Below are 22,998 nucleotides of genomic sequence, written 5' to 3'. Positions count from 1 at the left end.
TGCGCTGCGCCGCCGACCTGTGTCGCTGATCCGCCTCGCCGACCTTCCCGCCGAGCGCACAGCACCAGCTCATTCTTGATTCCTTTTCCCGGACTCCCTTTCGAAGGACCCCTGATGTCCCGTACCCGAACAGCCCTTTCGACTGCCGCCGCCGCTGCCGTCGTGCTGGCTGCGGCGGCCTGCGCCCCCCAGCCGCAGAGCACCACCCCCGATGCGGCCGGCTCCGCCGGCGCCGACTGCACCACCGGCAGCCCCAGCCTCCACAAGCGCGGCCAGTTGACCGTCGCGACCGATTCCCCGGCCTACGAGCCGTGGTTCGACAGCAATACCCCGTCCAACGGAAAGGGCTTCGAGAGCGCGGTGGCCTACGCGGTGGCCGAAAAGCTCGGCTTCGGCCGCGACCAGGTGAAATGGGTCGTCGAACCCTTCTCCCATTCGTACGCCCCCGGTGCGAAGGCTTTCGACTTCGACATCAACCAGATCTCCGCCACCCCGCAGCGCGCGAAGGCCGTCGATTTCTCCACGAGTTACTACACGGCCAACCAGGCCGTTCTGACCCTGGGCGACTCGAAATTCGCGAAGGCCACCTCCCTGAGCGAACTGAAGGACGCGAAGATCGGCGTGCAGGTCGCCACGACCAGCTACCAGGCCGTGCTCGAGCGGCTGAAGCCCTCGGGCAAGCCGAGCGTCTTCAACACCACCAAGGACGAGGTCACCGCGCTGACGAACGGTCAGATCGACGCGATCGTCACCGATCTGCCCACCGTCTTCTACCTGGCCGGCGCGGAACTGGACAACGCCAAGATCATCGGCCAGTTCGGCTACGACGGCGGCACCCCGGAGGAGTTCGGGCTCCTCCTGCCGAAGAACAGCGGGTACACCTCCTGCGTGAACCGGGCCCTGAACTCCCTCAAGGCCGACGGGACCATCGCGAAGCTCACCCAGAAGTGGCTGTCCGCCTCGGCGAACGTCCCCGAGCTGAAGCAGTAGCGAGCCGACCGTGGACCTCACCAAAACAGCCGTGTCGCCGCCGCCGGACGACACCTACAGGCCCAGCGAGCACGAGCGGGAGCGCCAGCGGTTCCGTCGCTCCCGCAAACGGCGCCACACCTGGATCTCCACCCTGTGCACCGTCGTCGTCCTGGTGGCACTGGGAGCGGCGGCGGTCGCCTCGCCGGGCTGGGAGCGCGTCGACAGCCTGTTCCTCGACGGCGCCGAGTTCCGTGCAGCGTTCCCCGAACTCCTGCGCGGCTTCTGGCTCAACATCCAGATGTTCCTCATCGCCGAGGTACTGATCCTCGTCCTGGGGCTGCTCATCGCCCTCGTCCGCGTGACCAAGGCACCGGGACTGCAGCCGCTCCGGCTCGCCGCGACCGTCTACGTGGACGTCTTCCGCGGCGTCCCCACCCTGCTCCTCGTCTTCCTGGTCGGGTTCGGGCTGCCGGCCCTGCAGCTCCAGGGCACCCCCTCCTCGCCCTGGGTGCTCGGCGTGATCGCCCTCGTCCTCTCCTACGCCGCCTACGTCGGGGAGGTGCTCAGGGCCGGACTGAACTCCGTGCACCCCGCGCAACGGAACGCCGCGCGGGCCCTGGGCCTCAACGAGCGGCAGACCCTGCGCCACGTCGTCCTGCCCCAGGCCGTGCGCAACGTGCTCCCGCCCCTGCTCAACGACTTCATCGCCCTGCAGAAGGACACCGCGCTCGTCGCCGTCCTCGGCCCGCTGGAGGTGCTGCGCGCGGCCCAGATCAAGGCGGACTACGACTTCAACTACACCCCGTACCTGGGAGCGGCTCTCTTGTTCATCGCGGTCACCATCCCGCTGACCCGGTTCGCCGACCGGCTCCAGCGGCGGGCGGCGCAGCGCACCTGGGCGGAGACGGGCCGATGAGCACACCACTGCTGCGCATCCGCGGCCTTCGCAAGCAGTACGGATCCCGTCTGGTCCTCCGGTCCATCGACCTGGACGTCGCGGAACACCAGGTCGTCTGCCTCATCGGCGGCTCGGGTTCGGGCAAGTCGACCCTGCTCCGGTGCGTGGACCTGCTGGAGGTCGTCGACGACGGCACCGTCCACCTGGGCGAGAGCGAACTGACCGACCCCCGCCTCGATCCGGACGTCGCCCGCAGGCGGATCGGCATCGTCTTCCAGGCGTACAACCTGTTCCCGCACCTGAGCGTGCTGGACAACATCACGCTCGCGCCGCGCCAGGTCCACGGTGTCCCGCGCAGGCAGGCCGAGGCGCACGCCCGGGAACTGCTCGCCCGGCTCGGACTCGCGGACAAGGAGCGGGAGCACCCCGACCGGCTGTCCGGCGGTCAGCAGCAGCGCGCCGCGATCGCCCGGGCCCTGGCCACCGAGCCGGAACTGCTGCTCTTCGACGAGATCACGTCGGCCCTCGACCCCGAACTCGTGGGCGAGGTCCTGGACGTCGTCGCGGACCTCAAGCAGCGCGGCCTCACCATCCTCATGGCCACGCACGAGATGGACTTCGCCCGGCAGGTCGCGGACCAGGTCTGCTTCCTGGAGAACGGCGTCATCGTGGAGCAGGGCACCGCGGAGCAGGTCCTCACCGCTCCGCGGGAGCAGGCGACGCAGCGCTTCCTCGCCCGGGCGCTCGACCGGTCCTAGGCCCGTCTCCCGGTACCTTCCGGTTCACCTCGCCCACCGGCGAACCGGCCGGCGGCGAGGAGGGCCGGGGCGATGGCGCCCCCTTGCGCGCCGGACGAACACTCAGCCGACGGGGACGCCGAACCACGTGGTGAGCCGGCCGTTCAGGTCCTGCTGTTCGTCACCGACCCAGGCCACGTGCCCGTCCGGCCGCAGCAGTACGGCGGGGGCTTCGAGGTCCGGGCCGCCGTCGACGACGTGGTCGACCCGGTCGGCCCAGCCCTCCACCGAGAGCCGGCCGGCCGGGTCGAGGAGCAGCCCGCGGCCCGCATGCGTCAGTTCGTACAGGCGCCCCCGGTCCAGCGGCAGGTCCCGCAGGCGCCGGCCGAGCAGGGGATGGCCCTCGCCGAGGCCGTAGCGGACGCCGATGCCGGTGACCTGCTCGATCAGGTACCGGTTCACGTCCTCGAAGTCCATCAGTTCCGAGAGGAGCCGGCGTACCGCCCGGGGGCCGGGTCCGTCGGACTGGAGCTCGACCTGCGCGCGGGTGAGGTCCAGTACGGCGGCGCCCACGGGGTGCCGCTCGTCGTGATAGCTGTCCAGCAGCCCCTCGGGCGCCCAGCCGGCGACCGTGCCGGCCAGCTTCCATCCCAGGTTGAACGCGTCCTGGATGCCCAGGTTCAGGCCCTGCCCGCCGTGCGGCGGATGGACGTGCGCCGCGTCACCGGCCAGGAACACCCTGCCGGCCCGGTAGCGCTCGGCCTGCCGGGTGGCGTCCCCGAAGCGGGACAGCCAGTGCGGCGTGCGCATCCCGAAGTCGGTGCCCGCGACCGCCCGGACCCGCCGCCTGAATTCCTCGAAGGTCGGCGGGACGGCACGGTCCTCCGCCACCTCCTCGGTGCGCACGACGAAGCCGTACGCACCGTCCGTGTCGGGGGAGGGGCCGAAGCGCAGGTCCGGCGTGTCGAGCGCGGCCGCCGCGGCGGTCATGGCCTCCGGCGGGACGGCCACCTCCGCCTCGCCCAGGAGCCACTCGCGCCGGGCGGGCTCGCCGGGGAAGCCGACGCCGAGCAGCCTGCGCACCGTACTGCGGCCGCCGTCGCACCCGACGAGGTAGCGCGACCGCAGCCGCGTCCCGTCCGCCAGTTCGGCGGTCACGCCCTCCCCGTCCTGGTCCAGTCCGACCAGGGCGCGTCCGCGCAGGACCTCGGTGCCGAGCTCGACGGCGTGCTCGGTCAGCAGCCGGTCGGTGGCGGTCTGCGGGATGCCGAGGATGTAGGGGTGGGCGGTGTCCAGCCGGTCCGGCCGGGGCTTGCGGACGCCGGCGAACGAACCGCCGAGCGGGTACTGCCGGCCGAGCGCGAGGAACCGGTCCAGGAGACCGCGCTGGTCCATCACCTCGATGCTGCGCGCGTGCAGGCCGCGCGAACGGACCACTGCGGTCGGCTCCGTGTCCTTCTCCAGGACGACCGTGTCCACGCCGTGCAGCCGCAACTCGGCGGCCAGCATCATGCCGGTCGGTCCGCCGCCGACCACGATCACGTCCGTCATCAAGGCGCCCGTTCCGAGGGTTCGCAGGGGAGACCGGGCACGCGCACGGTCCGGCACCACGTATACCCGGGGGACCGGGGCACGTACCCGCGCGCCTTTCCGGTCCCGCACGAGGCCGGTCTCCTCCCTGTGCGAGGGAGGAGACCGGCCGGTGGCGTCAGTGGTGCAGGGCGGGGGCGGGGGCGGGTGCGCCTTCGGCGGGGGTGCCGGTGGCGGAGGATCTCTGGCCGAGGTGGTTGAAGGCCAGGTTGAGCAGGACGGCGACGACGCAGCCGGTGCTGATGCCGGAGTCCAGCACGATGCGGGCACCCTCGGGGAAGGCGTGGTAGAAGTCGGGCGCGGCGATGGGAATGAGGCCGGCGCCGAGCGAGATGGCGACGATGAGGACGTTGTCGCCGCGTTCGAGGGCCGCGCCGGCGAGCGTCTGGATGCCGCTGGCCGCGACGGTGCCGAAGAGCGCGATGCCGACTCCGCCCAGGACGGGCTGGGGGATGAGGGCCACGACGGAGGCCAGCACCGGGCACAGGCCGAGCAGGATGAGGATGCCGCCGGCCGCGGCGACGACGTAGCGGCTGCGCACCTTGGTGATGGCGACCAGGCCGACGTTCTGGGCGAAGGCGCTGGCGGCGAATCCGTTGAAGAGGGGGCTGACGGCCGTGCCCAGGCCGTCGGCGCGCAGGGCGGCGGCGAGGGTCTTCTCGTCGGCGGGCCGCTCGACGATCTCACCGAGGGCCAGGACGTCGGCGGTCGACTCGGTCATCGACACGAGCATCACGATGCACATGGAGATGATCGCGGCGGCCGCGAACTGCGGAGCGCCGAAGTGGAACGGGGTGGGGATGCCCACGATGTCGGCCTCGGAGACGGCGCCGAAGTCCGCGACGCCGAGCGGAAGGGCGAGCAGGGTGCCGGCGACCAGGCCGAGCAGGATGGAGATCTGCTTGAGGAAGCCGCGCAGCAGCCGCCGCAGGGCCACGGTGATCAGGAGGGTGGCCGTGGCCAGGCCGATGTACCTGAGGCTGCCGTAGTCGGGGGCCTGACGGTTGCCGCCCTGGGACCAGTTGAAGGCGACGGGCAGCAGGGACACGCCGATCAGGGTGATGACGGTGCCGGTGACCACCGGCGGGAAGAAGCGGATGAGCTTGCAGAAGAAGGGGGCGAGCAGGAAGCCGAAGACTCCGGCGACGATCACGGCGCCGTAGATGACCGGGAGCGCGTCCTCGGGGGCCTCTGCCTTCGCGATCGCGAGCATCGGGGCGACACCCGCGAACGAGACACCGTTGACGAACGGCAGGCGTGCGCCGACCTTCCAGAAGCCGAGGGTCTGGAGGAGGGTGGCGATGCCGGAGGTGAACAGGCTCGCGCTCATCAGGAACGCGATCTCGGCGGTGGACAGGCCCACGCCGATCCCCACGACGAGCGGAGGTGCGACGACGCCGGCGTACATGGCGGCGACGTGCTGCAGACCGGCGCTGAGGAGTTTCAGCGGCGGGAGCATCTGGTCGACGGGGTGCGGGACGGCTGGCTGGGCGGTTTCGGTCATGGTGGCGTGCCTCCTGGCAGCAGCGGCGCCGGCAGCGGGTGGGTGACAAGGGCAGGGGCGGCCGGCGGGTCGCGGGCAGAAGGAGCGGGCGTGAAGGGCCCGCTCCGGAGTGGGACGGCTGAGGGGCGACACGGAGGAGCTGTGTCGGGAGGCGGCCGGTGGCAGTGTGTGCGGCTGCTGAGGGCCGGGCGTGGGGGTCCGCGGCCGCGGGCCGGGAGGGTGTCCGGAGGGTTACCGCGGCTGAGGACGGATACTTCATCTGGATCCACGATGCGGAAGTCACTGTCCGTATCGTGGAGTTGGCCTAGTTGCTCACGGCCTGACTCCGGGTGTCAAGAGGTGGGAGGGCCCGGGTCCTGGGCCGGGTGGTGGCTCGCGACGCGCAGCTGGTGCCACAGGTGCAGGTCGATGCGCTCGAGGAAGTCGGCCGCCTGTGCCTCGGCCGCGGCGGCGACCCGGGGCGAGGCGCCGAGGGCCCCCTCGAACTGCTGGTAGACGAGGTGGAGTTGCTCCAGGGCGCGGCTGACCGTCTCGTGCGGGAGGGGCACGATCCGGGTGACGGGGGAGACGTAGTTCGGCCACCAGCTGCTCACGGCCTCGCGCAGCAGGACCCGCAGTTGGGCGGTCCTTCCGCACGCGGCCACGAAGCAGGCCGGTGGTGGACGCAGGGTGTGGAGCAGGGCGCGGGTCTGTTCGGCCGTGCCGCGCCAGCGGTTGCGGCGTTCGGCCTCCTCCCACCGGGTGTGCGTCATGCCGAGTGCGGTCGCGGTCTGCGCGACCGAGAGTCCGGCGACCGTGCGGCACTGGGCCAGGGTCGTCGCCTCTCCGACCAGGTCGACGGGTGAACACCACAGCGCGGCGGCTAGCGCGTGGACGTGGGCGGCGTCCGGTGTGGTGGTACCGGCCTCCCAGGCCGTGAGGGTGGAGGGGTGCAGCGGTTCGCCGCGGTAGGCGGCGATGGCCCAGGCGACCTGGCCGAGCGTCAGTCCCAGCTGTCGCCGGACCGCGGCGGCGCGGGCGGGGTGGAACGGGGGGAGGGGTGAGGAGGTGTCCGGGGGCGGGCCGGACGGGGGTGGGCCGTCTGTCGAGGAGGTGTCCGAGGGAGGCATAGCGGCACACCGTAAGGAGCGCCCGGAGTTTCGCCAAGAGTTCACGACGGTCTACTGGAGCGTAGCCATGATCTTGTCGGATGAACGCATGGATCACCCCTTCCCTCGTTGTGTGATTCAACGAGTGGGAATTACCCCTTCCATGTGCGCGTTTGTCCTCCCGCGGCGTGCCGGTGGCGGTTCCCGGCGGAGCCGCTTCTGGTGGAATCTCCAAAGTTGATCGCGAACGGACGCGACCGCAGGGGCGGTTGACGGCAGCCCGGGCGGCTCCCTAGAGTCCCGTTCCGCCGCACTTCGGAAAATGTATTCCACGGTGCGAAAGTGCATGCAGTCGGCTGTCGCCCGTCCTCTTCAGCCCGCCGCCACCTGCTCCGTCCGGGATGAGCCGTTCCTCGTCCAGTCCGCCCCTGACCTCACGCACCCCCGGAAACCGCCTTCCGGCGGGTGGTGCCCAAGGACCCACTTTGTCGCCCCGCGCCTCTGCCCGGAGACCGGCCACGGCCCCGCACCCGGTCGATGAGATCCTTCCCGCCCGCCGTCTGGTACCCGCGGCGCTCCAACACGTGGCCAGCATGTACGCCGGCCTCACCGCACCGCCCCTGATCGTCGGCGGCGCCCTCGGCCTGACCGCCGCTCAGCTCTCCGCCCTGCTCGCGGCGGCCCTCGTGGTCGCCGGTCTGGGCACCATCGCCCAGACGCTCGACCTCTTCGGCATCGGCGCCCGACTGCCCATGACCAACGGCGTCTCCTTCGCCGTGGTCTCTCCGGCCCTGGCCACCACCGCGTCCCGGGGCGCCGACGGACTGGCCGAGATCTTCGGCGCCACCGTGATCGCGGGCCTCCTGTGCCTGCTGCTCGCCCCCGCCTTCCGCCGGCTCCTCCGGTTCTTCCCGCCCGTGGTCAGCGGCTGCGTGATCACCCTCGTGGGCATCTCCCTGCTGCCCGTGGCCAGCGTCTGGGCCCGCGGGGGCGACACCCGGGCCCCCGACTTCGGCTCCCCGTCCAACCTCGCCCTGGCCGGTACGACCCTCGTCATCACCCTGGTCATCCACCGGGCCCTGTCCGGACGCTTCCTCGGCCGCGTCGCGATCCTGCTGGGCATGCTCGCGGGCACGCTGATCGCCGTCCCCTTCGGCAAGGTCGACGTCGCCCCCCTCGCCCACGCGTCCCTGTTCGCGCTGCCCGAACCCTTCGCCTTCGGCACCCCACGGCTGGTGCCCACGGTGATCGCCACCACGGTGGTCGTCATGCTCGTGTCGATGATGGAGTCGACCGCCTCCCTCCTCGCCCTCGGCGCGGTGACCGGCCGCCCCACCCAGGACCGCACCATCACCGGAAGCCTCCGCGCGCTGGGCCTGACGACCGCTGTCGGCGGTGTGCTCGGGTCGTTCATCAGCACGTCGTACGCGCAGAACGTGGGCCTGGTGGCCCTCAGCCGGATCCGCAGCCGCTACGTGGTCACGCTCTGCGGAGCCCTCCTGGTCCTGATGGGCCTCGTCCCGATCCTCGGCTCCCTGGTCGCCCTCGTGCCGCTGCCCGTCCTCGGCGGCGCCGGTGTCGTCTTCTTCGGTTCGGTGGCCGTGGCGGGCATCCGCACCCTGGCCAAGGCGGCGCTCGGCACCGGTCACAACAGCCTGATCGTCTCCGTCACGCTCGCCTTCGGGCTCTTCCCCGTCGCCCACCCCGACTTCTACGACCGCCTGCCGGCCCCCGCCGCCACCGTGCTGGGCTCGGGCATCACCGCGGGCTGCCTGGTCGCGATCCTGCTCAACTACCTGCTGAACCACCTGGGCCGGGGCACCGAGGCCGACCCCGACGCCATCCCGACGGAGCAGGTCACCGCGCTGGACGGCGCCGCCGCCCCCGGTCCCGCCTGGTCGGCCTTCCACAGCACGACGACGCCGTACCCTCCGGCCGGCACACACGCCCCGCCGGCCGGAGCGTGGCCGGCCTACGACACCGACCTGATCACGGCCGGGTCCGAGGACGCGCCGGAGCCGGGCCCGCCCGCCCCGGGCGAGGGGGTCGGTTTCCCGGGCCCGCTCCACCCGTCGCGCCACCGCCCGCGGCGCACCGATCCCGAGGGATGGCGGTGACACCGCGACCCCTCGGGGCGGCGCGGCGGTGACACCCGGCCGGGGCGGCACCGCCCCGCCCCCGGCGACGATGCCTCCGGGGGCGGGCCGTTCCCCTCCTGCGCGGAGGTGTCAGAGCGCGGAGACCCAGTACCGGTCGAAGGTGAACCGGCCGTTGCCGCCGGCCCCGTCGCGGGTGCCGGTGGTCTCCCGGGCGAGGGTGTACCAGGCGTCCACGAAGTCGGCGTCGTCGGTCCAGAAGGAGGACGGGATCGCGTCGACGACCGGGTCGACCAGCGGGATGTACGCGCCCAGGTCGGCGATGGTCAGGAGGGCGGTGGCGATGGCCTTGGCCAGCGCCGCGTAGTTGGTGTCTCCGTCGTCCTCCATCATCACGACGTCGGCCAGGTCGTACTTGTACTGCGACCAGTTCACCAGGATCTGGTTCGGGTAGTACGTGGTCCCGTCGTCGTCGAGGTACGGGTGGGTCACCGTGTCGACGCGGACCTTGCCGTCGAGTCCGAAGCCGCTGACGATGCTGAAGATCTCGGCATCGCCCTTGATCCAGGGCTCCTTGTCGTCGTTGAGGCGCACCGAGGTGATGCGGGAGGTCCAGAAGCCGGTGCTCGCGGTCGCGGTCCGCGCCGCGGCCGGGGTCGCCGCGGTGGTGACGCCGGCGGCCGCGAGCTCGCGGTCCAGCACCCTCAGCCCGGCCTCGACCGCCCTGTCCCCGTCGATGCCGATCACGAACACCGGCACGCCAGGGGTTCGCGAAGGGTCGAGGGCGTGAGCCCGGCCGTGTGTGTCGTACGCGGTGACGGCGGTGGCCCCGTCGTCGGACGGGGCGACGGCGACCAGCGGCGCGCGCCGGGAGTCCACGGCTCCGGTCAGGGTCACCGTGAGCAGCCCGCCTGTGCCGTAGGGCAGCCCCTTGGCCGCGAGCACGGCACGGTCCGCCGCGGCGACCTCGGCGACGAGCGATGCCGCGGCCCTGGTCCGGGACGTGGCGGCCAGGGCCTTCAGTCCGTGCTCCTGGCCGCCCGCGACGGCCCGGCCGGCCTCGGCCCGCCAGGCGGAGTCGGCGAGCGAACGCGCCATCGAGCGGGCGACCGCGTCCTCGGCCGTGGCCACCGCCGACACCTCCGCCGCACCGTCGGCCACGGGCGCCGCAGCCGCCGGGCCCTGCGCGGTGGTGACCACGACAGCGGTGAGCGCGAGGCCGCACAGAGCCGCGCGGAACTGCTTTCTGACGGACAAGACATCCTCCAGCGGAAATCGGACGACAGCCCCGGTGTACCGAGGCATGCCGGAGACACCGGCCACGGGTGTGCGGTCGGCGTGATGGTGCCGGGGTGGAGCGCGACCATGATGGGGCATGGGGTGTCTACGCGTATAGACCACCTCAACCCCCCTTCCTCGTAGGGTTGTTGAATGACTCCACGGACGGATGTGGCTGCCTCGCGTCGGGCCGGCGTCTTCGCGCCGGTCCGGATGCGAGACCCGTGACGGCTGCCGCCGCGCGGGCCCGGCCGAGTCAGTCGGCCGGCTTCGCCGTCACGGTGCAGGTCGGGTCGTGGGCGGGGAGCCGCCCCGTCTTCAGATAGGCGGTGACGCGCGTGTCGACGCAGACGTTTCCGTACTCGCCGTACAGACCGTGCTGACGGGCGCCCTTCACCGTGAGCAGCCGGGAGCTCGGCCACTGTTCGCGCAGGGACTTGGCTCCGGCGTACAGCGTGCGGGGGTCGTCGGTGGCGTTGACGAGCAGGGCCGGGACGTCGTTGTCGAGCACGGTCGGCGCCTCGACGGGCCGGTCCCAGAACTCGCACGGAGTGATGTTGTTGGCGAGGGGGCCGACGAGGGGGGACCGCTCGCGGGACTCCTCGACCGCACGCCAGTAACTGTCCGTGCCGCGGCGCTCGGCCACGTCGCCGCAGATGATCGCGGTCATCTGACTGGAGGGTGCCGCACCGGCCCTGCCCAGCAGGAACTCCAGCTGCCCGGCCAGCGCCCCGGAGGGCTCGACCGGCTTCCGGTCCGCGGCGCGCGCCAGGAGCCGTACGGTCTCGGCCAGGCCGGCCCGCCGCTCGTCGAGGTCGCTGCCGAGGCCTCCTATGAACAGGGACGGGCGGACGTGCTCGTCCAGCTCGTACCTCTTCCCGATGCGCAGCGGCTGTTCCCCGGCGGCGTCGAGGATGTGTCGCACCGTCTCCAGGACCTGGGCACGCGTGGCGCCGAGCCCGTAGGTGCGGTGCCGGGCGGCGGCCCACGACGCCCACGCCCGCAGCGCGGCCTCGTTGGCCGACTCGGCGCCGCGCAGCAGGGTCTGGCTGTAGTGCTCGGGAGAGTTGACGCCGTCGAGCACCATGCGGTCGGTGCGGCCGGGGAAGAGCTGGGTGTAGGTCTCGCCGAGGTAGCTGCCGTAGGAGTAGCCGAGGTAGGAGAGGGTGGTCTCCCCGAGGGCGGCGCGGATGACGTCCATGTCCCGGGCGGTGTTGCGGGTGGTGACGTACGGCAGCACGTCGCCGTGGGTCCGCTCGCACTGCTCCGCCAGCCGGCGCGCCAGCGCGACCTCCCCGCGGTACGCCGCGCGGTCGGCGCCCGCGGAGCGGACGAGGGCGGAGCCGATGTGCCAGCCGCAGTCGAGCGGCGTGCTCCGGCCGACGAAGCGCGGGTCCATGCCGATGAGGTCGTAGCGGCCCGCGACCTCGCCCAGCACCTTCTTCTTGGTCATCGGCATGTGGAGGCTTTCCCCGGCCGGCCCGCCGTCGTTGAGCAGGAGCGCGCCGACGCGGTGGGAGGTGTCGGTGGCCTTGAGCCGGGACACGGCGACGGTGAGGGTGCGACCGCCGGGGTCGGCGTAGTCGAGGGGCACGGTGACGTCGGCGCAGTCGACGCCGGCGGCGTCCAGCGACCGGCCGAGCTCGTCGTCGGGGCCGGTCGCGCAGCCGTGCCAGTCGAGCGCCTGGCCGTGGAAGCGGGCCAACGGGTCCGCGGCGGTGGACGTGGCGATGGCGGGGGCGGCGGCGGTGCTCGTCGCCGTGGCGGCCAGCACCACCGCGCAGGCGGCTAAAGCCCTGATGAGTCGCGAAGTTGACATGCCTTCACGCTAGGACGGCGCGCGAAGCGGAGGCCTCGGGGAAAGCCCTGAAACCACCCGGGGTCGTCCCGGAGAGAACCCCGGCCCCACCCGCCGCCCTGTCTCCGGGGGACACGTCGCCCCGTTCCGGACGCGTCGCCGCGTGCGCGAACCCTGGCGACAGGAGTCCGCGTCCTGAGCCATACGCTGCTTCCCTCGGCCGAATCGGCTGCTGACCAGGGGACTCGGGGGACGGGTACGGATGGATGACGTGACCGAGGTGTTCCAGACGTTGGAGGCGGACGATCCGCTTCTCGTGGCGGGCTACCGTCTCGCCGCCCGGATCGGATCCGGCGGTATGGGCCGCGTCTATCTGTCGCACACACCCGGCGGCCGGCCGGTCGCGATCAAGGTCGTCCGGCCCGAGCTGGCCGACGCACCGGCCTTCATGCACCGGTTCCGCCGGGAGATCAAGGCGGCGCGGCGGGTCCGGGGCGCGTACACCGCGGAGCTGATCGACGCCGACGCCGACGGGGCGCCGCCCTGGCTGGCGACGCTCTACGTCCCCGGACCGTCCCTGGCCGAGGCGGTCGAGCGGAGCGGGCCGCTGCCGGTGCCGGCCGTGCTGTGGCTCGTGGCGGGCGTCGCGGAGGCGCTCCAGGCCATCCACGAAGCGGGAATCGTGCACCGGGACCTGAAGCCGTCCAACGTACTGCTGGCCTCCGACGGGCCGCGGGTGATCGACTTCGGGATCTCGCTCGCCTCCGGCGTCACCTCGCACACGGAGACCGGGGCCACGATCGGCACGCCCGCGTACATGGCTCCCGAGCAGGCGTCCGCGGGCGAACTCACGGCGGCGACCGACGTCTTCGCGCTCGGGCAGACGGCCGCCTTCGCGGCGCTCGGAGAGCCGCTGTACGGCGGGGGCCCGTCGGTCAGCGTGCTCTACCGCATCGTGCACTGCGCACCCGACCTGTCCCGCCTCCCGGCAGCGCTCCGCCCGCTGATCGCCCGCTGTCTGGCCGCCGACCCGCAGGACCGGGCCACCCCGGCGGAGGTCGTCGCGTGGTGCAGGCAGCGGCTCGGCCGGGACGCCGACGCGGGCGCGGGCCCGGCCGTCTGGCGTGAGGTCACGGGCCCGGAGCGCACCGTCCCGGGTCCGGTCCCCGACCCCACCCCGGTGCGCACGCTGCCGCTGGTCCGGCGCCGGCGGCCGACGGCGCCCGCCGAGCGGCGCCGGTCCGGGAGGCGGCGCACCGCGCTCGTCACGGCCGCCGCCGTCACGGCGGGGGCGCTCCTCCTGACGGGCCTGACCTGGACGGTCATGGATGCCGCCGACCGGATCCGCGACCGCGAGGCGGCCTCCTCCAGGACGCCCGGTCCGCAGGCGTCGTCGCCCTCCGCCTCCGCGGGCGGCGGCCGGACCGCGGGGAAGGTGCGCCGCTCCGCGACCCCGACCCCCTCGGCCACCCCGAGCAGGACACCTCAAGCCGTCGCGTACCCCTGGCAGATGCTGAGCGAGAAGAACTCACTGAGCATCAAGGAGCCGGTGGAGCGGAAGAACCGCACGGGGGACATCCGCTTCGTGTGCGGGCGGACCTGCAGCCTGGAGAGCACGACGAGCGTGATGAGCATGCACGTGGGCAAGCCCGGGGCCACCCTCGAAGCCTGCCGCACCGACCTCGACATCGCGCCGAGCCGCCGGCTGACGCTGACCTTGGTCGCGGCCGGCAGCGAGATCTGCGTCAAGCACCCCACCGGAGACATCGCCCTGTTCGTCGTCCAGGTGAAGTCGACGGCCCTGCCGGACAGCGGGGTCAGCTTCCTGGCCGGGGACCTGACGGTGTGGCGGGCGCCCTGAGGGCGCCGGTGTGCCCTGTGCCGACAGGGGATCCACACCCCTCCGAGGCCCACGGAATCGAACAACCCTCACGCGCCACGGTGCGACCGATGCGCTCGTGAAGACCGTCCCCGAAATGTGGAGGAGATCTGGAAACCCCGTGAGTCTTCCGTCGGTGAATCGCCTGCGGGCTCGGGCCGAAGAGGTCGACGGGACAGGGTGACTGCCGAGTAACACGGCTTTGACCTGCGGAAATTCGAGTTCCTTGGGCTTGTGGCGGTCCGGGCTGTGTGTTCGTTCAAGCGGGGTATGGTCGGCCCCGTTCACCTGACCGGGTGAATGAGGAGGGGGCGATTCAGCTCTTTCGGGTCCCGCGTGGCGGTCGGCCCGGGACGGAAGACCGACCGCACACGTTCGAGGCGAGGCAGACCGATGGAAGCTCCGGCCACCCCGTCGGGCGACAGCGACCGAACCGCCGGGGGAGCAGCCGGCGGAGGCTGGTTCGCGCGCCCCCCGGGCGGGACCGCCCCGGTACCCCCGCCCCGTAACGGACAGGGGTCCACGCCCCCTTCCGCCCCGCCCCGTAACGGACAGAGGTCCACGCCCCCTTCCGCCCCGCCCCAGCCCCGGCGTCAGGCGCCGCCCGCCCGGCACGAGGACACCTCGGACACGGCGCTGCTCCGCCGTACGATGGCCGAGATCGAGCCGATCGCGGACACCGTCACCTCGCACTTCTACGCGCTGCTCTTCCTCCGCCACCCCGCCCTGCGGGCCCTCTTCCCCGCGGCGATGGACACCCAGCGCGACCGGCTGTTCACGGCGCTGCTCACCGCCGCCACCCACGCGGACGACCCCGTCACCCTGACCGCGTACCTGACCAACCTCGGCCGCGGCCACCGCAAGTACGGCACCCGGCCCGAGCACTACCCCGCCGTCGGCGAGGCCCTCATCGGCGCCCTCAGCCGCTACGCCCCGTCGACCTGGGGGCCCAGGACCGAGGCCGCGTGGGTCGGCGCCTACACGACCATCTCCCAGATCATGATCGACGCGGCGACCGCGGACGAGATGCACGCGCCCGCGTGGTGGCAGGCGGAGGTGGTCGCCCACGACATGCGCACGAAGGACGTCGCGGTCGTCACCGTCCGCCCCGACCAGCCGTACCCCTTCCTCGCCGGGCAGTACACCGCCCTGGAGACCCCGTGGTGGCCGCGGGTGTGGCGGCACTACTCCTTCGCGTCGGCGCCGCGCTCCGACGGCCTGCTCTCCTTCCACGTCAAGGCGGTGCCGGCGGGGTGGGTCTCCAACGCCCTGGTCCACCGCGCGCGTCCCGGCGACGTCCTCCGGCTCGGTGCGCCCACCGGCTCCATGACCGTCGACCACACCACCGACAGCGGACTGCTCTGCCTCGGCGGCGGCACCGGGATCGCGCCCATCAAGGCCCTGGTGGAGGACGTGGTGCGGCACGGCCGGCGCCGCTCCGTCGACGTCTTCTACGGAGCCCGCCGCAACGACGACCTGTACGACTTCGACACCATGCTGCGGCTCCAGCAGACGCACTCCTGGCTCTCGGTCCGGCCGGTCGTCGACGACGGTCCGGCGGGTCTGTCCGGGGGACTTCCCGAGGCGGTGCGCGAGTACGGCTCGTGGCACACCCACGACGTCTACCTCTCCGGCCCGCCCGGCATGATCCGGCGCGGCGTCGACACCATGCTGGGCATGGGCGTCCCGTCCCATCGCATACGGCACGACTCCATCGAGGGACTGGTCGGGGCCACGACGTGAGCACTTTCGAACAGACGGAGCAGCGTGACGCCCTGACGGCACCGCTGCGCACCACCCGCCCCGGCAGCGGTGGCGAGCACCTGGTCCAGCAGCGCATGGGCACCGCGGAGCGCGCCGACCGCTTCTACGCCGAACAGGTCCTCGACCGGCTCAACCCGCGCATGCGGGAGTTCGTGGCCCGTCAGGAGATGTTCTTCCTCGCCACCGCAGACGGGCACGGCGAGTGCGACAACACCTTCCGTGCCGGGCCGCCGGGCTTCCTCCACGTCCTGGACGACACGACGCTCGCCTACCCCGAGTACCGGGGCAACGGCGTCCACGCCAGCCTGGGCAACATCGAGGAGAACCCGCACGTCGGGGTCCTCATGGTGGACTTCCTCCGCGACCGCATCGGACTCCACGTCAACGGCCGCGCCGGGATCGTGGCCGACGAGGACATGCGGCGTGGCCACCCCACGCTCGCCGTCGACCCCGTGCCCGGCCGGCGGGCCCTCGTCTGGGTGGTGATCACCGTCGAGGAGGCCTACATCCACTGCGCCAAGCACATCCCGCACCTGCAGAAGGTCCCACCGCGCGGCTCCGGCCGATCCTGGGGAACGGACGACGTGAAGCGCAAGGGCGGCGACTTCTTCGGAGCGGGCGCCGACGCGCCGGAACGGGGGCCGTTCCTGCCGCCGCCCCGTGCGAGCGCGGCGACCTGGCGGGCCGAGGCGGAGCGCGTCCTGGCGAGGGCGGCCCGGCGCGACTCCGGCACGGACACGGACGGGGGAGCCGGTACGGACAAGGGCGCGGGTGCCGGCACGGGCGCCGACGCACACGGAACCGGCGCGGGCGCCGCGGCCGGACACGGGGACGGGACGTCCGCCTTCACGGGCTGGTTCAGCCGGGGTGGTCCCGCCTGACCGCAGCGCCTCCCGGTGCGCCCGTCGCAGGCCGCGCCCCCGCCCGGCCGGGCCCGCCGGGCGCTCCCGCTCAGGCCGGGACGCCCGGGCCCCAGTAGGGGCCGTCGTGCTCGCGGACCTCGCCGTCCTCGTCGAGGACGACGTACCGGTCGAAGGTGCGGGCGAACCAGCGGTCGTGGGTGACCGCCAGGACCGTGCCCTCGAAGCGTTCGAGCGCGGCCTCCAGCGCCTCGGCGCTGTGCAGGTCCAGGTTGTCCGTGGGCTCGTCCAGCAACAGCAGCGTCGAGCCCTGGAGTTCGAGCAGCAGGATCTGGAAGCGGGCCTGCTGCCCGCCGGACAGCGAGTCGAAGGTCTGGTCGGCCTGCGTCTGCAGTTCGTAGCGCCGCAGCGCCGACACGGCGGCCCCGCGCTCCCTGCCGTCCCGGTCCCCGTCGCCCCGGCCCAGGATCTCCACGAGGGTGCGTCCGATCAGGTCGGGCCGCTGCTGGGTCTGCGCGAACCAGCCGGGCCGGACCCGCCCGCCGAGGCGGGCGCCGCCCTCGTGGGCGACCGGCTCGCCGTGCCGGTCCGGGTCGTGGAGCTCCTGGTCGCTGCCGCCCGCCGCGAGCAGCCGCAGCAGGTGGGACTTGCCCGTGCCGTTCGCGCCGAGCACGGCGACCCGTTCGCCGAAGTACACCTCCAGGTCGAACGGGCGTGTCAGGCCCCGCAGTTCGAGGTTCTCGCAGCGGACCGCGCGCATCGCCGTGCGGTCGCCGCGCAGCCGCATGCGGACGTTCTGCTCGACCGGACGCTCAGGCGGCGGGCCGGCCTCCTCGAAGCGGGCCAGCCGGGTCTGGGTCGCCCGGTACTTGCCCGCCATCGACGCGGAGATCTTCGCCTGCTGCTGGAGGGTCCGGACCAGGTCCTTGAGCCGCTGGTGCTCCTCGGACCAGCGGCGGTGCAGTTCGTCCAGGCGTTCCAGACGCGCCGCGCGGGCCTCGTGGTAGTCGCGGAAGCCACCGCCGTGCACCCAGACGCCCCCGGCCTCCAGGGTGAGCACCCGGGTCGCGGTCGCGGCCAGCAGCTCGCGGTCGTGGCTGACGTAGAGCACGGTCTTCTGGGAGGCCGCCATGGTCTCCTCCAGCTCCCGCTTGCCCGGTACGTCGAGGTAGTTGTCCGGCTCGTCCAGGAGGAGCACCTCGGCGCTGCCCCGGAACAGGGCCTCCAGGGCCAGGCGCTTCTGCTCGCCGCCGGACAGGGTGCGCAGCTCGCGGAAGCGTGCCCGGTCGAAGGGCAGGCGGAGCGCTGCCTCGGTGACCAGATCCCATTCGACCTCGGCGTCGTAACCGCCGGCGTCGCCCCACACGGAGAGCGCCTCGGCATAACGGAGCTGGACGGCCTCACTGTCCGATTCCATCATGGCGAGTTCTGCTCGCTCCATGTCCGAAAATGCGCGTCGCAATTCCGGACGTGCGAGGGAGACAAGGAATTCGTGCACCGTGGTCGAATCCCGCACCGAACCGATGAACTGGGGCATCACTCCCAGTCCGCCAACCACCCTGACCGTTCCGGATTCGGGCTTCAACTCGCCGGTGACCAGGCGCAACAGGGTCGTCTTGCCCATTCCGTTGGCGCCGATCAGGGCGACTTTGTCGCCGTCTCCGACCCGGAAGGACGCATCGTGAAAAAGCATCCGTCCATCGGCCAACCAGTATTCAAGCCCGGAAACCTCCAGAAATCCCATCGATCTCCCACCCCTTGCCCGCCGGTGTGCCGCACCTGGATCCGATCAATCTCTCACGGCGGTCTTGAGCGAGAGAAATCGGCGTGACACCGTCGCCACCGACCGCCCGTTCGGGGAACCTCCCGTCCGGGTCGGCGGCCATTGGGTGGCCGGACACGGGCAACCCCCGCGCCCCGGCCAGCCGTCCACTCGCATGAGAGGGGAACCACCATGGAGTCCAACGCACAGCGTCCGGAGACCGAGGAGACCGCCGAGCTGCGCCAGCAGGACACGGCCGGCACGCCCGAGCTCGAGACCGACGGCCTCGTGTTCAAGCGCGAACTGCTCAACGAGTTCCTCGGCAACCGCGTCCGCAGCTGATCACCGCCGCCGGACCCCGGGACCGAGCGCGGCCCCGGGGCCCGGCGGTCCAGCCGACCCGTCCGGCGCACCGCCGCCGACAGCCGACCGACCGGGGGGAGTTGCAGCCGAAGTGGGTACCCAGCAGGCCCGTGCCGACGGGCGCGACACCGCCCTCGTCGTCGACCTCGACGCCTGGCCCCTCAGCCTGGACCCCTTCCACGTCGTGGACTTCAACCAGGCCCTCGTCCTGGACGCCCTGGTCGACCCGCTCACCCGCGACCTCTCCGGCGCGCCCGGCACGGCACCGTCCGCGCTCGCCGCCCTCACCCCGCTCGACGACAACCGCGTGTGGCTGCTGAGGCCCGCCCCCGGACAGCACTGGGACGACGGCGGCCCGGTGCGGCCGGAGGAGATCGCCGCGGGGGTCCACCGGGCCTGGGGGCCCACCTGCCTGCCGCTGCCCGCCGCGTACGACCCCGAGGGGACGGGCTCCCCGGTCACCACCCGGGTCGTCCCCGACCCGGCCGACGGCGCTCCCGTCGTCGAGCTCCGTTCCCCGCTGCCGCTGCCCTACCTGCCGCAGCTCCTCGCCTTCCCCGGTGCCGCGCCCGTCCGGGAGACCGCCGACGGCGGCTGGACCGGGAGCGGCCCCTTCCGGCCGGTCCGGGCCGACCGCGCCCGGGGCCGGATCGAACTGCGCCGCAAACCGTCCCGCCGCACCGGGCCCGGCACCCCCGAACGGCTCGCCTTCCAAGTGCACGCCGACCGCGCCGAAGCCTTCGCCGCCCTGGCCGACGGCCGGCTCGACCTCTCGCTCAACACCGGTCTCACACCGGACGAGTTCACCGCGGCCGCCGCGCGCCCCGGCGCGACCGTCCGCGGACTCTCGATGGCCTGCCAGCTGTGGGTGCGCCCGGGCATCGACAGCCCCCTCGCCGCCCCGGCCGGACGCCGCGCCTTCTCCGCCGGCTTCGACCGCCGCACGGCGAGCACCCGCCTGCGGCAGGCGGCCCTGCCGCTCCCCCGCTACTCGGACCTGTGGGAGCCGGGAGCGACGGGACCGGGCGACGCCGTACGACCGCACTCCGGCCACCTCCCACCACCGGGACGGCGGGCGGAACTCACCCTGACCTACGCCGACTTCCCGCCGAACGACGCCGCGGCCGCCCTCGTCGCGGCGGACATCCGTGAGCGCTTCGGCCACCCCGTACGGCTGCGCCCCCTGCCGTACGCGCGCTTCGCGCGGGCCGCCGCCACCCTCGACTACGAGCTGCTCTACGGGATCAACCCGGCCCCGCTGGCCCATGTGGCGGGCTTCCTCACCGGCTTCCACAGCACCGCCGGCCAGGCCCGCGCCTTCGGGTTCGCCGAGCCGGCCGTGGACGCCGCACTCGACCGGGCGCTGCGCGCGGCCGGTGGACCCGCGGCGGCGCGGGCCTGGCGGGAAGCCGAGGCCGTGGTGCTCGACCACGCGCCGGTGGTGCCGCTCTTCCAGGTCAACAGCGTCACCCTGACCGGGCCCGGGCGCCCGGCGCCCGTCGTGGCGGCCACCGGCACCACGCACCTGGACCACCTGACCCGTACCGCCGTGCCCGACCGCGACCACTGAAGGGCCGAACCGCATGACGCACAGCCCGGCCACCACCGCACCCGGTGCCGACGACCCCTGCGCCGGGGCCGACGGCCCCTTCCGTCCGTCCGGCCGCTCGCGTGCCGAGCTCGACGCGCTCGCCGCACTGCTGACCACTGTCCCCGCCCGCCCCGTCCACCTCGACGGCTTCCTGCCCGCGGAACAGGCACGGGCCCTCGGCGAGACGGTACGGGCCATGCCCACGTGGGAGACCTCGGCCGTCCTGTGGAACCCCGACCGGCTCGCCACCCGGCCGGCGACCCCCGAGGAGTGGCGCGCCGCGTCCCCCGGGGAACGGGCCGCCGTCCGCGACGTCGCCCGGGACATCCCGGCCCTGTTCGACGACGGTTCGCCCTACCCGGCCGAGCACCGCGCCCGGCTCTCCGCGTTCTTCGTCTTCGCCGCCATGGGCCCGGTGCTGCGCGACCTCCTCGACCGCTGGACGGCCCCCGGGGGAGCGCTGACCACCAACGTCGAGTTCGCGCGCTACCGGCGCGGCGACACCCTCGGGGAGCACTCCGACGCCGAGTCGGACACCCTGTTCGTCCTCAACCTGTACCTGGACCCCGGCTACGGGGCGGACGACGGCGGCATCCTCGGCTTCCGCGACGAGGAGGGCCGCGAGCACCTCATGCCGCCCCGGTTCAACAGCCTGTCCGTCATGCCGATCCGCCCCGGCTGCGTGCACTGGGTCACCCCCTGGCGGGCCGACCGCGTGGGGCGCCACACGGTCAGCATCGCCGCCGTTCCCACGACTCCCGGTGAGGTGAAGTGACATGACACCCGAGACACCCGGCGCACCTGGCACGGAGGCGGTGCCCGCCCCCCACGCGGGACGGCAGCCCGACACGGCGGCCCGGCACACCGGCTCCGTCGTCCTCGCCTTCCCCCCGCTGGTCGAGTCCAGCTTCGGCCGCTACTTCCCGTCGACCGCCGTCCTCGCCGGCTTCCTCCAGAGCCGCAAGGTCCGCACCCACCAGTGGGACCTCAACGAGGAGTTCGCCCTCCACCTGCTCGACCCCGGCCACCTGGCGGAGGCGGGCGCGGGCCGGCTCGTCGGCCTGGAAGGCTGCTACCCCGAGGAGATGAGCGCCGTCGCGGGCCGCTGGCTCGCCCGCCACCACGACGCCCTCTTCGACGCGCACGGCCGGCACACCTTCGCCGCCGAGTCCGGCCCGGCCTTCCTGCTGTCCGCGCTGGCCCAGCCGTACCTGATCGACCCGGAGGCCGAGTGGCTGACCGACCCGGCGCTGCTGGAATCGGACCGGACCCAGGTCTACCGCGCGTACTACGCCTCGCTCGGCCTCGCCGCCCGGCTGCCCGCCGACGCCCGGCTCCTGGGCGTCTCCGTCCCCATGGGCCCGCAGCTGGTGCCCGCGCTGCTGCTCGCCGAGGCGGTCAAGAGGATCCGGCCCGACCTGCGGATCGTGCTCGGCGGGCCGACGCTGTCCCTCATGAACGAGGACGACCTCGCCCGACTGCTCGACGTCCACCGGCAGGTCGACGCGGTCGTCCGCTTCGACGGCGAGGCCCCCCTCCTCGCCCTCTACCGGCAGGCCGACACCGGCGACTGGCGGCCCCACGAGGTCGCGGGCGTCTCCGCCGTCGCCGCGGACGGCCCCGTCCACACCCCGCCCACGGCGGGCCTGCACCCCAACGCGCTGCCGCCCGCCGCGTACGACCCCGACCTGATGGCCCGGCTCGTCGGCCCCGAGATGGGCATCGTGCAGGCGCGCGGCTGCTACTGGGGCAAGTGCGACTACTGCGACTTCGTCGAGCTGTACGACGGCTCCCCGCCCTACCGGGGCCGCTCCGTGCAGAGCTTCATGGCCGAGCTGGAGCACCAGGTCAGCACGCACGGGGTGCGCCGCTTCGAGCTGATCACCGAGTCCATCCCGCCCGCGTTCGCCCGGCGCTTCGCCCAGGCCGTCATCGACCGGGGCCTGGACATCACCTGGAACTCCTTCGCCATGGTGGACCGGCGCTTCGACGCCGAACTGCTCCAGCTCATGGTCCGGGCCGGCTGCGCGTACCTCGTCATCGGCATGGAGACCACCAACACCCGCGTCCTGAAACTGGTCCACAAGTCCGCCGACCGCGAGGAGAACCTCCGCTTCATCCGCGAGGCCCACCAGGCCGGCATGAAGCTGAGGATCAACCTCATCCCCGACCTGCCCTCCACCACCCTGGAGGAGGCCATGGAGTCGCTGCGCGACGTGGCCGAACTCGCCGACTGCATCGAGTCCTTCACCGTCTTCCCCTTCGAGGCGACCCGCTCCTCCGAGGTCGGCCGCCACCCCGAGCGCTTCGGTCTCGTCGTCGGGGACGACGGCCCCGGCCTCGCCAACCAGGCGCAGTACGCGCTCAACCACCTCGGCAACATCGACCCGGCCATGACCCGCGAGGAGCGCACCGGCGTCCACCGCGCCTACCAGGACTTCGCGATCGGCCACGGCTCCGCCCACATGCGCCGCACCGGCGACGAGTTCCTCGACCGGCTGCCCGGCGAGGACGAGCCGTTCCGGCTGGGCGTCGCGTCCCTGGACGTCCTCCCGCGCGGTGACGAGCTGGTCGTCACCCACGTCCTGCGGCGTGAGCGCACGGTCCTGCCCGCCGCCGTGGCCAGGGGACTCGCCCCCTGGCTGGACGGGACACCCCTGACCCGCCGCGACCTGACGGACGTGTACGGGACGGCCGGCGGCGCCACGGTCCTGCGGCAGCTCGTCGAGGCCCGGCTGCTGACCGCCGTCGCCGCCACCGGACGCCCGCAGCCGGCCCTGGCCTGACCCCCGTGCCCTCCACCCGCCCCGTCCACCCC

17 protein-coding genes and 1 pseudogene are annotated in these 22,998 nt (G+C 73.0%); 11 read left to right on the top strand and 7 right to left on the bottom strand.

Features of this window, described 5'->3' with window-relative positions; genetic code table 11:
• The first annotated feature begins 114 nt into the window (after positions 1-114).
• From ACFV2S_RS00565 to ACFV2S_RS00555, 3 genes are read left to right on the top strand one after another with little or no spacing between them, the layout of a single operon-like run.
• Positions 115-990, top strand: coding sequence for an ABC transporter substrate-binding protein (locus tag ACFV2S_RS00565; RefSeq protein WP_385552687.1), 876 nt, complete (start codon positions 115-117; stop codon positions 988-990).
• Between the two features lie 10 nt (positions 991-1,000).
• On the top strand, positions 1,001-1,888 hold the full coding sequence (locus tag ACFV2S_RS00560) for an amino acid ABC transporter permease (protein WP_385552684.1): 888 nt from the start codon (positions 1,001-1,003) through the stop codon (positions 1,886-1,888).
• On the top strand, positions 1,885-2,628 hold the full coding sequence (locus ACFV2S_RS00555; RefSeq protein WP_385552682.1) for an amino acid ABC transporter ATP-binding protein: 744 nt from the start codon (positions 1,885-1,887) through the stop codon (positions 2,626-2,628). The genes ACFV2S_RS00560 and ACFV2S_RS00555 overlap by 4 nt, the downstream gene beginning before the upstream one ends.
• Before the next feature lie 102 nt (positions 2,629-2,730).
• Here the strand turns inward: ACFV2S_RS00555 and rox are convergent, their stop codons facing one another.
• The 3 genes from rox to ACFV2S_RS00540 all read right to left on the bottom strand — a co-directional run bounded on the left by rox (position 2,731) and on the right by ACFV2S_RS00540 (position 6,810).
• The gene (gene rox, locus ACFV2S_RS00550) at positions 2,731-4,158 is read right to left on the bottom strand and encodes a rifampin monooxygenase (RefSeq protein WP_385552679.1); all 1,428 of its coding nucleotides are present in this window, start codon (positions 4,156-4,158) and stop codon (positions 2,731-2,733) included.
• A gap of 157 nt (positions 4,159-4,315) precedes the next feature.
• On the bottom strand, positions 4,316-5,701 hold the full coding sequence (locus tag ACFV2S_RS00545) for a nucleobase:cation symporter-2 family protein (RefSeq protein WP_385552676.1): 1,386 nt from the start codon (positions 5,699-5,701) through the stop codon (positions 4,316-4,318).
• A gap of 332 nt (positions 5,702-6,033) precedes the next feature.
• Positions 6,034-6,810 carry an XRE family transcriptional regulator gene (locus ACFV2S_RS00540; RefSeq protein ID WP_385552673.1) on the bottom strand — a complete coding sequence of 259 codons (777 nt, stop codon included), beginning with the start codon at positions 6,808-6,810 and terminating at the stop codon, positions 6,034-6,036.
• Between the two features lie 464 nt (positions 6,811-7,274).
• Here ACFV2S_RS00540 and ACFV2S_RS00535 point away from each other — a divergent pair, with 464 nt between their 5' ends.
• Positions 7,275-8,906, top strand: a complete 1,632-nt coding sequence (locus ACFV2S_RS00535; RefSeq protein WP_385552670.1) for a nucleobase:cation symporter-2 family protein — start codon at positions 7,275-7,277, stop codon at positions 8,904-8,906.
• Positions 8,907-9,017: 111 nt separating this feature from the next.
• Here ACFV2S_RS00535 and ACFV2S_RS00530 read toward each other — a convergent pair whose 3' ends face one another.
• Together ACFV2S_RS00530 and ACFV2S_RS00525 are read right to left on the bottom strand one after the other, a co-directional pair.
• Positions 9,018-10,142, bottom strand: a complete 1,125-nt coding sequence (locus ACFV2S_RS00530; RefSeq protein ID WP_385552667.1) for a DUF3103 family protein — start codon at positions 10,140-10,142, stop codon at positions 9,018-9,020.
• A 277-nt stretch (positions 10,143-10,419) separates the two neighbouring features.
• Positions 10,420-11,982 carry an alpha/beta hydrolase gene (locus tag ACFV2S_RS00525; protein WP_385552665.1) on the bottom strand — a complete coding sequence of 521 codons (1,563 nt, stop codon included), beginning with the start codon at positions 11,980-11,982 and terminating at the stop codon, positions 10,420-10,422.
• 241 nt (positions 11,983-12,223) lie between these two features.
• Between ACFV2S_RS00525 and ACFV2S_RS00520 the strand changes: the two genes are divergently transcribed.
• From ACFV2S_RS00520 to ACFV2S_RS00510, 3 genes are all read left to right on the top strand, one after another.
• A complete protein-coding gene (locus ACFV2S_RS00520) occupies positions 12,224-13,822 on the top strand; it encodes a protein kinase (protein ID WP_385552662.1) in 1,599 nt (532 codons plus the stop codon).
• Positions 13,823-14,233: 411 nt separating this feature from the next.
• Positions 14,234-15,583, top strand: a complete 1,350-nt coding sequence (locus tag ACFV2S_RS00515; protein WP_385552659.1) for a globin domain-containing protein — start codon at positions 14,234-14,236, stop codon at positions 15,581-15,583.
• Positions 15,580-16,485: a pyridoxamine 5'-phosphate oxidase family protein gene (locus ACFV2S_RS00510; RefSeq protein ID WP_385552656.1), complete on the top strand. Its 906-nt coding sequence runs from the start codon at positions 15,580-15,582 to the stop codon at positions 16,483-16,485. Before ACFV2S_RS00515 ends, ACFV2S_RS00510 begins: the two co-directional genes overlap by 4 nt.
• A gap of 70 nt (positions 16,486-16,555) precedes the next feature.
• Here ACFV2S_RS00510 and ACFV2S_RS00505 read toward each other — a convergent pair whose 3' ends face one another.
• Positions 16,556-17,662 carry an ATP-binding cassette domain-containing protein gene (locus ACFV2S_RS00505; RefSeq protein ID WP_385553552.1) on the bottom strand — a complete coding sequence of 369 codons (1,107 nt, stop codon included), beginning with the start codon at positions 17,660-17,662 and terminating at the stop codon, positions 16,556-16,558.
• A gap of 36 nt (positions 17,663-17,698) precedes the next feature.
• Positions 17,699-18,154: pseudogene (locus tag ACFV2S_RS00500) on the bottom strand (ATP-binding cassette domain-containing protein); the annotation flags it as partial.
• Between the two features lie 264 nt (positions 18,155-18,418).
• Here ACFV2S_RS00500 and ACFV2S_RS00495 point away from each other — a divergent pair.
• The 4 genes from ACFV2S_RS00495 to ACFV2S_RS00480 all read left to right on the top strand — a co-directional run bounded on the left by ACFV2S_RS00495 (position 18,419) and on the right by ACFV2S_RS00480 (position 22,966).
• Positions 18,419-18,568, top strand: a complete 150-nt coding sequence (locus ACFV2S_RS00495; protein WP_352023053.1) for a hypothetical protein — start codon at positions 18,419-18,421, stop codon at positions 18,566-18,568.
• 112 nt (positions 18,569-18,680) lie between these two features.
• A complete protein-coding gene (locus tag ACFV2S_RS00490) occupies positions 18,681-20,159 on the top strand; it encodes an ABC transporter substrate-binding protein (protein ID WP_385552653.1) in 1,479 nt (492 codons plus the stop codon).
• 13 nt (positions 20,160-20,172) lie between these two features.
• Positions 20,173-20,955, top strand: coding sequence for a hypothetical protein (locus ACFV2S_RS00485; RefSeq protein ID WP_385552650.1), 783 nt, complete (start codon positions 20,173-20,175; stop codon positions 20,953-20,955).
• A gap of 1 nt (position 20,956) precedes the next feature.
• Positions 20,957-22,966, top strand: a complete 2,010-nt coding sequence (locus tag ACFV2S_RS00480; RefSeq protein WP_385552647.1) for a B12-binding domain-containing radical SAM protein — start codon at positions 20,957-20,959, stop codon at positions 22,964-22,966.
• Positions 22,967-22,998 lie beyond the last annotated feature (32 nt).

This window comes from Streptomyces sp. NPDC059695 (genome assembly GCF_042733785.1).
Classification (GTDB): domain Bacteria; phylum Actinomycetota; class Actinomycetes; order Streptomycetales; family Streptomycetaceae; genus Streptomyces.
The sequence above is the reverse complement of the archived record's forward strand: the minus strand, read 5'-3'. Positions and strand labels throughout refer to the sequence as shown.

What these genes read in the sequence shown, in the direction of transcription:
- ACFV2S_RS00485 (WP_385552650.1), top strand. Translation starts at nt 20,173, where the DNA reads ATGACGCACAGCCCGGCCACCACCGCACCCGGTGCCGACGACCCCTGC.
- rox (WP_385552679.1), bottom strand. Translation starts at nt 4,158, where the DNA reads ATGACGGACGTGATCGTGGTCGGCGGCGGACCGACCGGCATGATGCTG.
- ACFV2S_RS00525 (WP_385552665.1), bottom strand. Translation starts at nt 11,982, where the DNA reads ATGTCAACTTCGCGACTCATCAGGGCTTTAGCCGCCTGCGCGGTGGTG.
- ACFV2S_RS00495 (WP_352023053.1), top strand. Translation starts at nt 18,419, where the DNA reads ATGGAGTCCAACGCACAGCGTCCGGAGACCGAGGAGACCGCCGAGCTG.
- ACFV2S_RS00515 (WP_385552659.1), top strand. Translation starts at nt 14,234, where the DNA reads ATGGAAGCTCCGGCCACCCCGTCGGGCGACAGCGACCGAACCGCCGGG.
- ACFV2S_RS00540 (WP_385552673.1), bottom strand. Translation starts at nt 6,810, where the DNA reads ATGCCTCCCTCGGACACCTCCTCGACAGACGGCCCACCCCCGTCCGGC.
- ACFV2S_RS00545 (WP_385552676.1), bottom strand. Translation starts at nt 5,701, where the DNA reads ATGACCGAAACCGCCCAGCCAGCCGTCCCGCACCCCGTCGACCAGATG.
- ACFV2S_RS00555 (WP_385552682.1), top strand. Translation starts at nt 1,885, where the DNA reads ATGAGCACACCACTGCTGCGCATCCGCGGCCTTCGCAAGCAGTACGGA.
- ACFV2S_RS00480 (WP_385552647.1), top strand. Translation starts at nt 20,957, where the DNA reads ATGACACCCGAGACACCCGGCGCACCTGGCACGGAGGCGGTGCCCGCC.
- ACFV2S_RS00520 (WP_385552662.1), top strand. Translation starts at nt 12,224, where the DNA reads ATGGATGACGTGACCGAGGTGTTCCAGACGTTGGAGGCGGACGATCCG.
- ACFV2S_RS00565 (WP_385552687.1), top strand. Translation starts at nt 115, where the DNA reads ATGTCCCGTACCCGAACAGCCCTTTCGACTGCCGCCGCCGCTGCCGTC.